Source organism: Daeguia caeni (assembly GCF_042653845.1).
Taxonomy (GTDB): Bacteria; Pseudomonadota; Alphaproteobacteria; order Rhizobiales; family Rhizobiaceae; genus Brucella; species Brucella caeni.
Genome location: NZ_JBHSEL010000117.1, coordinates 1 through 11,192, shown reverse-complemented (window position 1 = coordinate 11,192; position 11,192 = coordinate 1). Strand labels below are relative to the sequence as shown.

Here is an 11,192-nt window from a genome sequence, read left to right as displayed (position 1 = left end):
ATGAACAAAATGGAATCTCTGGACGCGCCGCCTTGAAGCCCCGCAGTTTCAACAATATAGAAACAAGATGTGGCTGTAATCAGCCTTGGACGGAACGATTTGACGTTTTTTTTGGGCCGAGCAGTCGTGTTGGCCATAATTGGAGGCTTCCGGTGCAGGCCGGCAGAGTCAGGAAGTCTGGATTTACGAATGATTTCAGATAATTCGGCGCAAAAACTTATCGATCGGGCAGCAGAACTCATCGAGGCGGCAAGGCGGGCAGGAGCAGATCAGGCGGATGCCGTGGTCATGCGCGCACGCTCGCTCAGCGTGTCTGTGCGGCTTGGCAAGGTTGAAGGAAGCGAATCATCGGAGAGTGACGACTTTGCCCTGCGCGTCTTTGTCGGGCGCAGGATTGCCAGTGTTTCGGCCAATGCCAGTGCTGATCCCGTTCGTCTTGCCGAGCGCGCTGTTGCCATGGCCAGGGTTGCGCCGGAAGACGCTTTTGAACAACTGGCCGATCCGGCCATGCTGGTGAAAACGCCGCGTGATCTTGATCTTTATGATCCGACCGTGGTCAGTGCCGAGCGCCTGACCGAGGATGCCCTGGCAACGGAAGCGGCAGCCCTTGCCGTAAAGGGAGTGACCAATTCCGGCGGCGCAAGCGCCTCGGCGAGCATGGGCGGCATGGTGCTGGTCACATCAACCGGCTTTGCCGGTCATTATGCCGCTACGCGATTTGGCCGTTCTGTCTCGGCCATTGCCGGGCAGGGCACGGCAATGGAGCGCGACTATGACTTCAGTTCACGGCTGCATTTTGCCGATCTCGATACGCCGGAAGCCATTGGCAGGCGCGCAGGCGAGCGTGCAGTTCGGCGTCTTGGGGCAAGGCAGGCAAAGACCGGGCCGGTGACGGTGATTTATGATCCGCGTCTGGCGCGTGGCGTGGCCGCACATCTTGCAAGCGCGATCAATGGGGCGGCAGTTGCGCGCAAGACAAGCTTCCTGCGCGACAGCATGGACAGGCAGATCCTGAAAGCCGGCGTGAATGTGACCGACAATCCATTGCGCATACGCGGTTCTGCCTCGCGGCCTTTTGATGGCGAGGGCATTGAGGGTCAGCCGCTTACCATGATAGAAGATGGCGTGTTGCGTCACTGGCTGTTGTCCGGCTCCAGCGCGCGCGAGCTTGGGCTTGTCACCAATGGCCGCGGAGTGCGTTCCGGTTCGGTCGTCACGCCGGCTTCAACCAATTTCGCAATTGAACCGGGCACGCAAACGCCTGAAGATCTGATTGGTTCATTATCGAGCGGGTTTTACGTCACGGAAGTATTCGGCCAGGGCGTGGATATGGTCACCGGTCAATATAGCCGCGGCGCATCCGGCTTCTGGATCGAAAATGGCGCGCTTGCCTATCCGGTCAGCGAGGTGACAATCGCATCCAACCTGAAGGATATGTTCCTCAACATGACCCCGGCCAATGATATTGACCGGAATTTTGGCATGGCTGCACCGACACTCATGATCGAAGGCATGACCCTTGCAGGAAGCTGACAGAGGTACCGATGACGCCAGGGAACTGGCCCTGTTGCTTGCGGCTGCCGAAGAGGCGGGCCGCATTGCCATGCGCTATTTTCGGCAGTCACCGGAAGTCTGGATGAAGGAAGGCAATTCGCCGGTCAGCGAGGCGGATTTTGCGGTTGATCGCTTCCTGCGGAACGAATTGCTGCAGGCGCGGCCGGATTATGGCTGGATTTCGGAAGAGACCAGGGACGAACGCGCACCGGAACAGCGCCGGCGTGCCTTTGTGATTGATCCCATTGACGGAACACGCGCTTATCTTCACGGCGAGGATACATGGTGTGTCAGTCTTGCCATTGTGGAGGATGGCCGGCCGATTGCTGGTGTCCTGCAATGCCCGGCGCGCGACGAGGTGATCTCGGCGCGCAGCGGCAAGGGGGCCTGGCAGAATGGTGAGGCAATCCACACCAGATTGCCGGTGCCGGAACAGTCCGTGACAATTGCCTCGGCGCGCCACGGCTTGCCAAACTGGGAGCGCATCTGGCAGGGCAGGGTGTATCTTCATCCCTATATTCCCTCGCTTGCCTATCGCATCGCGATGGTTGCGCGCGGTGATCTTTCCGGCACCTTTGTTCGGCCAAATTCTCATGATTGGGATCTGGCCGCGGCGGATCTCATTCTGGCCGAGTCGGGCGGAGCCATTCTGACCAGTGCGGCAAAGCCGATCATCTATGGCTTGCCCACTTGGCGGCATGGTTCGCTCGTTGCTGCCAGCGGTCGCCTTTTGGATGAGATGTTGAGTGTTGTCGCGGGCGAACCGTTGAGCTAATCATGCCGCTTCCTCTTTGTGATCAAAGGATATTGTGATGGCTGTAGAAGGCGAAAATCAGAAACAGTTGCTTCATCTTGTCTTCGGTGGAGAGCTGACCAACCTTGGTGGAACGGAATTCCGTGATCTGGAGAAGCTCGACATCGTTGGTATTTATCCGAACTACGAACAGGCCAAGGTTGCCTGGAAGGCCAAGGCCCAGCAGACCGTTGACAATGCGCATATGCGCTATTTCATCGTGCATCTGCATCGCCTGCTTGAGCCGGAAGGCTCTGCATCCAACAACGGTTGAGCCTGTCTGCCGCGCATGGAAAATCAGGAAATACCGGCACGTTCGGCCAGGAAATCCAGAAAAGACGGCATTGCCCGCCGGCTGTGGCGCAGGATTCGTGAACCGCTGGCGCGTTCCGAAGTCGTGAAAACGGCCCTGGTCCAGCTCATCGTCGCTTATATGCGACTGGTTGATGCCACCAGTCCGCGCCTGAAAAATTCGGTTCGTCCCGAGGCGGTATTTCCGAATTTCCATCCGGTCATTCTGACCTTCTGGCATGGCCAGCATCTCATGACGCCCATGATGCGTTCGGATGACATGGACATTGTGGGCATGTTTTCCCGCAGTGCCGATGCCGAGATGAATGCGCGTGTTGCCGAGAAGCTTGGCCTTCATATCGTACGTGGTTCGGGCGGTCGTCGCGCGCGTACAGAGCCAGCAAAAGGCGGTGCGCGTGCGCTGCTGCAGCTCAAGAATGCCTTGAAAGCCGGGCGTTCGGTTGCCATGATCGCCGATATAGCGCACGGCAAGGCGCGCGAATCGGGTGAAGGCATTATTCTTCTGGCTAAGTTGAGTGGGCGCCCGATCTTGCCGGTTGCGCTGGCATATTCGCGTAACTACGTCTTGGAAAAAACGTGGGACAGGACAACAATCCCGCTACCATTCGGTCGGTCGGTCATCATGTGTGGTGAGCCTGTCTGGGTCAGTCCGGATGCCGACGAAGCGGAGTTGGAGGGAAAGCGCATGGAACTGACACGCCAATTGAATGATGCCACCGAGCGTGCCTATGCGGCATTGGGAAAAGCGAAATGAGTGAACGCTGGGCACGCAATCTGCTGTCTGCCTACCGGATGCTCGGTTCTGCCGCTTATCCATTCATGGGGTCCTATCTCTGGCTGCGTGCCAGACGCGGCAAGGAAGATCGCCAGCGCAAATGCGAGCGTTACGGCAAGACGACCTGTGATCGTCCGCAAGGGCCGGTCATCTGGGCACATGCGGCAAGCGTTGGCGAAACAATAGCCATTGCACCACTGCTCACGCATCTTGCCGGAACGGGTATCAATATTGTTCTGACCACGGGCACGGTGACATCTGCCAAAGTGGTGGCTGACCGGCTGAGCGGGCAGGTCATTCATCAATATGCGCCGCTTGATCTCCTGCCGGCGGTAACCAGATTTCTCGACCACTGGAAGCCGGACCTGATGATCGGCTGTGAATCCGAAATCTGGCCGGCAACCGTGCAGGCCCTGGCCAGCCGCCATATACCACAGGTTCTGGTCAATGCGCGCATGTCGGACCGTTCCTTTACGACATGGAACAAGCATTCCGCACTGGCAGAGGCCGTGTTTGAAAATTTTGCCCATGTCGTTGCTCAGTCGGAGCTTGATGGCGACCGGTTTCGCGCGCTTGGTGCCCGTCCGGTCACGGTTTCCGGTAATCTGAAGGTGGATACGCATCTGCCGCAGGTGGATCTCAATGAATTGGGCAATCTGCAGCGTCAGATTGCAGGCAGGCGTACATGGGCTGCCATATCCACCCATGAGGGTGAGGAGGAGATCGCTGCTGAAGTGCACCATCTGCTGTCCACGCGCTATCCGCAGCTGCTCAGCATTATCGTGCCGCGACATCCGGAACGAGCGGCCGATATCGAAGCCATGCTGACGGCCAAGGGGCTGCAGGTTGCAGCACGCAGCCGTGGTGATGCCATTACGCATGACACGAATGTCTTGCTGGGCGATACGATTGGCGAAATGGCGCTTTATCTGCAACTGACCGAGATTGTCTTTATCGGCAATTCGCTGACAACGCAGGGCGGACATAATCCGCTTGAACCGGCGATGATGGGAGCGGCCATTCTGACCGGTGCCCATGTGCAGAATTTCCGCGAATCCTTCCAGCGTCTGATCAAGAATGGCGGCGCGCGCATCGTGAAGGATCGCAACATGCTGGCAGGGGCAATCAATTTTCTCTATTCCAATCCGCAGCATCTGCGCGCCATGATTTCCGCGGGCGCCAATACGGTGAATGATATGCGCGGCGCATTGGATCGCACCTTGTCAGCACTGGAACCCTTTATCCAGCCCCTGATTCTGAAGGCACAGTTGTCGGAACAGAATGCTGTGCCCATGTCTGCATCCTTGGGTGGTTACCAGCATGGCGGGTAAGGCGCCACTCTTCTGGTGGGAAAAGCCGGACTGGCGAACCTGTGTGCTTGCGCCCTTGTCCTGGATCTATGGTGCGGTTGCCCGCCACAGAATGCTGGCAGCCGTGCCGCCGAAAGTCGCAGCCCCCGTTCTTTGCATCGGCAATTATACCGTGGGCGGAGCCGGCAAGACGCCAACGGCCATCGCGCTTGCAAGGGCAGCCAGGGCAAAGGGGCTGAAGCCGGCCATTGTTTCGCGCGGCTATGGCGGTTCTTACAAGGGCCTGCATCTGGTTGACCCCGATCATGATCCTGCCAGTCTTGTCGGGGACGAGCCTCTGCTTTTGGCACAACATGCGCCGGTTGCCCTGTCGGCCGAACGTTTCAGGGCGGCAGAGCGCCTGATCGAACTGGGCAGCAATTTCATCATCATGGATGATGGTTTTCAGAGCGCGCGCCTATATGCGGATTATGCGCTTCTTGTGGTGGATGCATCGCGTGGCATTGGCAATGGATGCGTCATTCCGGCCGGGCCATTGCGCGCACCATTTCCCGAACAGATGGGCAGGACCGATGCCTTGCTCGTCATCGGCAGGGGCGATGCGGCTGATTTTGTCGTGCGGCAGGCAGCACGCGCGGCCCGTCCGGTTTTCCATGCCCATCTTCAGCCATCATATGACCGGCAAGTGGCAGGCCAATGCTTTCTTGCCTTTGCTGGCATTGGCAATCCGGACAAGTTTTATGCAAGTGTGAGGGAAGCAGGCGGCAAAGTGATCGAAATGTGCAGTTTCCCGGATCATCATCCCTATAGTGCGGATGAAGTGCGACTTCTCGGGGACATGGCTGAGAAAAAGCAGCTTGGCCTGATCACAACGGCCAAGGATCAGGTGCGCCTTGCCACGATGCCAGACATTGAGAAGGCATTTCTGGAGAAAATTGCCGTTCTTGATGTGGAACTGCAATTCGACCGCAGTGATGCCGCGGGAATGATCATCGATTCGACCATTGAACGGTTCGACAGGCGCCAGCAAGGCTGAAGATTGCTTCAGCCCTTTTTGCGGCTGCGCAGTTCCGGATTAAGCTCCAGCTCGCGCTCGAAGGAAATCAGGCCGTTTGCATAGGCTTCCTGACGCGCGACGCTCCAATATTTCAGCTCATCCAGTGGAATTTCTACGCCAGTAACCGCGCAGCGGACAAAGGAGCCATGCTTGACGATTTCATAGTCGCCATCAAGATAGCGTAAGACGGCTTCTGACGTACGGGGAAGATCAAATCTGTTCATGCGAGAAAACCTTTACTGCTGAAATCTTATCAAACTGGATCATCACCGTCCAGCAGTGCACTGGCAATTTTGTCTTTTGACGGAAGACCAGTCACAGACGGACCAGCCTGACATATGGAAAAGCCCGGCCGTTGTGAAACCACCGGGCTCAGTCCCCATTTTCCTGGCGCTGCTTTGCCGCCATCGCTTATCTGATCGCCGCCACTCTGTCAGCCGCTGTCCCGGTAGCGCGAGACGATAGCCACCGTGTCAAAGGGCGTTCGATAAAGGAATAGTAGAACGCGCCAGCAGTGAGAGAAGCGACTATAGCGCTCGCCATCAACCATAATCCTGTAACGCCGAACGGTGCGAACGCCGCTTTTGCGATACTTAGCACTATGATGTGTGTGAGGTATACCGAGAACGATATGTCGCCAAAATAAACCAGCCACCGGGGCACATGTCGTTCAAACTGCCTTCGCGACAGTACTGCGACAGCAAATAGCGGCAAAATCGCCATACCCATGCCAGTGAGGCCATGACCATTCATGCCGGGCGAAAGGTAGCAGTAGATCGCAAAGCAGATCGAGGTTGATGCAAAAAGCACGGTCGCTGCTTTCGAGCGCAGAGAATATCCATGCTGTTCGATGAAATAGACGAGCGCGCCAAGTGCGAATAGCCAGCACAATGGGTTGGTGATCACATAGGCGTTTGCATCGGTGCGTCCGGCGTCTATTAGTTCGTAGGGAGAAAGGCTGTGCTGTATCATCAATGGGATCAGCACCAATGTTGTGAGGAAGATTGCAAGCGCGGCCTGCCATCGCCAGCGCGGCAACAGCAGTACGAGCGCAATCACAACATAGAAGAACATTTCATAATTCAGTGTCCAGCCGACAACTAGCGATGCGAACCCATAATAAGGTGGTTCGCTAGACAGTTGGATGAATGCAAGACTCCGAATTAGTTCTGGGACGACTGGTGCCGTGCCGTTTTTTAATGCGTATGCCGCGCAGAAAATGGCAGTGGCAATCGCGTAAGGTGGCCAGATGCGAATTAGGCGCTTCATCAGGAATGAGCCTGCTGAAATTCCTCCGTTTGGGTATCGACTTGCAGATGCTGCTATTATGTAGCCGCTTATCAGAAAGAATATATCAACGCCCAGTGGAGCGAGCGGGCCGAAAATCGATAGTCTGGCATCGGCAGACAGGTCATCTAGCAGCAAGCTGGCGTGAAAAATCACGACAGATATTGCAGCAATTCCCCTTAATGCCTGCACAACAAGATTTTTTTGCACAGCGACCCAACTTGATTTTTATTATAATACACTTTTACCGTGTGCGCAGACAACTGTTTTGAGCGGGTATCAACTGCAAGCCCCCTCAGTCTTTCATCTCTTAAATGAAAATCTCAAATCGTCCTGCAGGGTGGCTTTTTCATTTGGCGGAAGGCAAGTTCATGGACAAGATCGCCCTGGCAGGAGCCACAAGCTTCTCGATTTCATTGGTGATATCGACGCACCGCTCGGTTATGACGGGCCTGTGGCAACAATCAGAACAGGTTGCCCATGTCGATCTCCAGGATGAGCATTGGCGAACCTGTCGCCACGCAGGCCTCCTTTACCAAGCGTTTCAAGATTCAGATCCGGGCCGATACCAGTTCATGTGCGCAACGTTGCGCGACTTGTCGCAGGAGCTTGGCTTGTGAAGACTTCAGGTATGCGATGCCGCTTACAAGATCGGCTTGCGTTCCATTTGCTGAAGCGGTGCGGCTACGAGGATTACATGTCCGGAAAGATCAGCCGTGCAGAATTTGGCAGGCGTCTGGCGCAGGAATGGGCTTCTCTGCCGGTGCTATGCTATAGCTCGGCGGCTGGCTGGATGACGGTGCAGCCGATGCCATCATGAGCGCCATCGTGAATGGCATCATATATCTGCCAGTCATCGTGGTGCGCTCGGCCTGTACATCAATGGCCGGGTGGAGGACAAGGGCGCTGAAAAGGCGCGCAGAACGATAAAAGCCCGGCTGCAAGATCCGTTGTCGACGAAATTGACGCAGCGGTTGCAGGCTGAGACGTTGCAGGTCGAGATGCAGAGACGAACCGGGAAAGGTTGTCGAAATGATCAAGGTGATCACTGTAGCCATTCCCTGCGCACTCTTTGCATGCGCAAACTCGCAAGGCTCATTCTGTTTAGTGCCGGCACCCATGCGCCATTCGCCTGCCGCCTGGCCTTATGACAGATCGGGAAGTATCCACGATGCTTTCTCACAGTGATAAGGTGCAACGCACTGTGGACGGAAGGCATGACGCCAATGACAAGGAAGCGTCAACAGTTAACACTGGTCGGGCTTCCCGAGCGGACGAAAGATTTTCTTTCGAATATGGACGAGGGCGATATCGATTATCTGGGAGCGATGCCATCAAGTTCCATGCGGCCGTGGGCACCATGGGAATGTCGTGAAATGGCTCGCGATAACCGTTCTGGCAATTATTGTTGGGATCGCATCATTATACGACAAAACACTTAAAATCTGGGGCTGGTTTCATGAATGGCAATCTTGCTCACGTGGGGCATGTGGTGAGTAAGATTATAGTCGGCGGTTTATCAAGCGCTAAATGTTTTATTTTTTATGGTGCCGCTTGCGTGACTCGAACACGCGACCCCATCATTACGAATGATGTGCTCTACCAACTGAGCTAAAGCGGCCCGGTATGCTGTCCGTGCAAAACCCATGACTAAAATCAGAAAACCAATCTGGCACGGGCCTCGGTGAACGAACCGAACGCAGCGCTGATAACCAAATCAGAACAGGAAAGCAAGGCCCAATTCACAGAATTTGCGTGTTTGTTTCAGTCAGAAACAGGTTTGGCATGTTTTCCATCCTGAATTGGCACCTGCGCCGGGCAGGTTGGTGGCGGGAGATTGAAAGCCACATTGCCAGACGCAGTAACGCATTGATTTTTATTTCAATATATCAGCCTGCCGAGCAAAGCGCCTTTCGGGCCGCGTTATATTCACGTTCAAGGCGGCTGACGAGAGTTTCGGTTGGGACAATTTCATGAATGGCGCCGATGCCTTGACCACAGCCCCAGATATCTTTCCAGGCTTTGCTGCCTTCCTGTTGTGTCTTGCTGAAATCCATCTTGGATGGGCCGGCTTGTGGCAGATTGTCCGGATCCAGGCCGGCCTTGACAATGGATGGCTTGAGATAATTACCGGAAACGCCGGTGAAATAACTGGTGTAGACAATATCGGCGGAAGATGAGTCGACAATCATCTGCTTGTATTCATCAACGGCGCGCGCCTCCGTCGTGGCGATAAAGGGTGAGCCAATATAGGCGAGATCCGCACCCATTGCCTGTGCGGCAAGAATCGATCGGCCATTGGCAATGGCGCCCGATAACAGAAGCGGGCCATCAAACCATTCACGAATTTCCTGAATAAGGGCAAAGGGCGATAATGTCCCTGCATGACCTCCGGCGCCGGCTGCAACGGCAATCAGCCCATCCGCGCCCTTGCGAATGGCGGAATTGGCGTGCCGATTATTGATCACGTCATGCAGAACGATGCCACCATAAGAATGAATCGCTGCATTGACCTCTGGCACCGCGCCGAGCGAGGAAATAACGATCGGCACCTTATATTTCACGCAAAGGCCAAGATCATGTTCAAGTCTTTGATTGGATCTGTGAACGATCTGGTTGACGGCAAAGGGAGCGGCGGGCCGGTCGGGATTGGCCGCATTATGCGCGGCGAGCGTTTCTGTGATTTCGGCAAGCCATTCATCAAGCTGTGATTCCGGGCGCGCATTGAGGGCGGGAAAAGAGCCGACAATACCTGCCTTGCATTGTGCAATCACCAAAGCAGGATTGGAAATGATGAACATGGGCGCGCTTACAACAGGCAAACGCAGCTTGTCCTTCAGAATGGCCGGCAGTGTCATTATATCCTCCCGAATTGACGTTTCCGTAAACGTCATTTTTTAGCATGACTATTGGCAGGGGCAATTGAAAAAATCCTTAAACAGGAATTGATCAAGGCCTATATGGGATGAAGGAAAATTCAGGTTTCTGGGCCGTAGTCATAGGTGAAGGAACGACAGAAGCGGCAAAACGCAAAACCTGTTTTCATCCGGTGACAAGGGGGGCAGCAGGCGGGCAGGGTGCAACAGCCATGTCACGGGCGAAGGAATAGGTTCGGGATCTGCTTAATCAATTGTCTTTATTGGATGTTCTGTTCGCTTCCGTGTCTGGCCGAAGGAGAGCTTGTGATGAATGATAGTCTTGATTTCAGATGGACATGAAATGCAATCGTTCCATCTGCGCAACAGCCAGCTCTTCGCATGGCTGTGGTGGATTTCCGGATCCTGCATGTCCTGAAACGCAGTTGTCACCGGTGAAATGTCTCTGTCTCTATGACCCGTTGAAAACGATCGCAACCGCTGTTATCGCGGGAACGGTATCATATCTTGCATCAAGTGACTGATGGCTGATGCGGCATGTGATACGGACAGTCTGCCAAATGGCTTGCAATGAAAAAGCGGCAATTTTTAACCATGTTGCGACGCAACGAACGCTTTCGCAATCGAAACGGCCGCAGCAGTGCGCGCGTGAAGATCATTCGATAGGGGGGGCGGTCACGGGAGGCCGGCTCCAGCCAATCACCATCAATGAATCATACAAAACTGTTTGGAAAGCCATGCCGATTCAGAAAAACGTGGAAATGCTCCAGGGTAAACCATTCTTCTGGATGCGATGCCATCACGGCGTCAGATAGGGATTGTGGCAGGTGATCTGTCTCTGTTGCGCGCACCGAAAGTGGCCAGATTGAGCCCTATTGCCGCTGCTTCATGATATTTCGCGCCTGATCACAGCCGTCTCATCAGTGGTGCTGTCTGAAGCAATGCAGATCTTCACGGCAACGCTGATTGCGCTGACATGTTTTTTCGTAGTTCCTGACGGAAAACCGGGCCCACTTTCCTGGAACTGCTTTAGCGGTGAATGGCAAGCGGGAAAATTGCTTGAAAAAAGCCGGAAAGAGGTGGGCCCATAATTGAAAGAGCGTCACGACCCACAAGCCGAAAACGCCCTTTCGCAATTTGCCTGGAGGGCAAACTGGTCAGATAGAGGTGGTTCGGTTTGTCTGAACAGTATCGGGCGTTTCGTTAAGTGGATTTCCGCCGCGATTAT

At 55.0% G+C, this 11,192-nt stretch carries 11 protein-coding genes and 1 tRNA gene; 7 read left to right on the top strand and 5 right to left on the bottom strand.

What is annotated here, in order from left to right; genetic code table 11:
• The first annotated feature begins 189 nt into the window (after positions 1–189).
• From ACFO1V_RS11905 to lpxK, 6 genes are read left to right on the top strand one after another with little or no spacing between them, the layout of a single operon-like run.
• The gene (locus ACFO1V_RS11905) at positions 190–1,533 is read left to right on the top strand and encodes a TldD/PmbA family protein (RefSeq protein ID WP_374833566.1); all 1,344 of its coding nucleotides are present in this window, start codon (positions 190–192) and stop codon (positions 1,531–1,533) included.
• Positions 1,520–2,329 carry a 3'(2'),5'-bisphosphate nucleotidase CysQ gene (locus ACFO1V_RS11900; RefSeq protein ID WP_374833568.1) on the top strand — a complete coding sequence of 270 codons (810 nt, stop codon included), beginning with the start codon at positions 1,520–1,522 and terminating at the stop codon, positions 2,327–2,329. The genes ACFO1V_RS11905 and ACFO1V_RS11900 overlap by 14 nt, the downstream gene beginning before the upstream one ends.
• A gap of 37 nt (positions 2,330–2,366) precedes the next feature.
• Positions 2,367–2,621 carry a DUF4170 domain-containing protein gene (locus ACFO1V_RS11895; RefSeq protein ID WP_374833570.1) on the top strand — a complete coding sequence of 85 codons (255 nt, stop codon included), beginning with the start codon at positions 2,367–2,369 and terminating at the stop codon, positions 2,619–2,621.
• 15 nt (positions 2,622–2,636) lie between these two features.
• Positions 2,637–3,413, top strand: a complete 777-nt coding sequence (locus ACFO1V_RS11890) for a lysophospholipid acyltransferase family protein (protein ID WP_374833572.1) — start codon at positions 2,637–2,639, stop codon at positions 3,411–3,413.
• The gene (gene waaA, locus ACFO1V_RS11885) at positions 3,410–4,765 is read left to right on the top strand and encodes a lipid IV(A) 3-deoxy-D-manno-octulosonic acid transferase (protein ID WP_374833574.1); all 1,356 of its coding nucleotides are present in this window, start codon (positions 3,410–3,412) and stop codon (positions 4,763–4,765) included. Before ACFO1V_RS11890 ends, waaA begins: the two co-directional genes overlap by 4 nt.
• Positions 4,755–5,780, top strand: a complete 1,026-nt coding sequence (gene lpxK, locus ACFO1V_RS11880; protein WP_374833576.1) for a tetraacyldisaccharide 4'-kinase — start codon at positions 4,755–4,757, stop codon at positions 5,778–5,780. The genes waaA and lpxK overlap by 11 nt, the downstream gene beginning before the upstream one ends.
• Positions 5,781–5,788: 8 nt before the next feature.
• Here the strand turns inward: lpxK and ACFO1V_RS11875 are convergent, their stop codons facing one another.
• Positions 5,789–6,025: a DUF2093 domain-containing protein gene (locus tag ACFO1V_RS11875; protein WP_374833578.1), complete on the bottom strand. Its 237-nt coding sequence runs from the start codon at positions 6,023–6,025 to the stop codon at positions 5,789–5,791.
• Positions 6,026–6,212: 187 nt separating this feature from the next.
• The gene (locus tag ACFO1V_RS11870; RefSeq protein ID WP_374833580.1) at positions 6,213–7,298 is read right to left on the bottom strand and encodes an acyltransferase family protein; all 1,086 of its coding nucleotides are present in this window, start codon (positions 7,296–7,298) and stop codon (positions 6,213–6,215) included.
• A gap of 161 nt (positions 7,299–7,459) precedes the next feature.
• Between ACFO1V_RS11870 and ACFO1V_RS11865 the strand changes: the two genes are divergently transcribed.
• Positions 7,460–7,708, top strand: a complete 249-nt coding sequence (locus ACFO1V_RS11865; RefSeq protein ID WP_374833582.1) for a hypothetical protein — start codon at positions 7,460–7,462, stop codon at positions 7,706–7,708.
• Positions 7,709–7,798: 90 nt separating this feature from the next.
• Here ACFO1V_RS11865 and ACFO1V_RS11860 read toward each other — a convergent pair whose 3' ends face one another.
• The 3 genes from ACFO1V_RS11860 to ACFO1V_RS11850 form a co-directional block, all read right to left on the bottom strand.
• Positions 7,799–8,209 carry a hypothetical protein gene (locus ACFO1V_RS11860; protein WP_374833584.1) on the bottom strand — a complete coding sequence of 137 codons (411 nt, stop codon included), beginning with the start codon at positions 8,207–8,209 and terminating at the stop codon, positions 7,799–7,801.
• 424 nt (positions 8,210–8,633) lie between these two features.
• Positions 8,634–8,709 (bottom strand) — tRNA-Thr (locus ACFO1V_RS11855).
• A gap of 268 nt (positions 8,710–8,977) precedes the next feature.
• A complete protein-coding gene (locus tag ACFO1V_RS11850; protein WP_374833586.1) occupies positions 8,978–9,946 on the bottom strand; it encodes an NAD(P)H-dependent flavin oxidoreductase in 969 nt (322 codons plus the stop codon).
• Between the last annotated feature and the right edge of the window lie 1,246 nt (positions 9,947–11,192).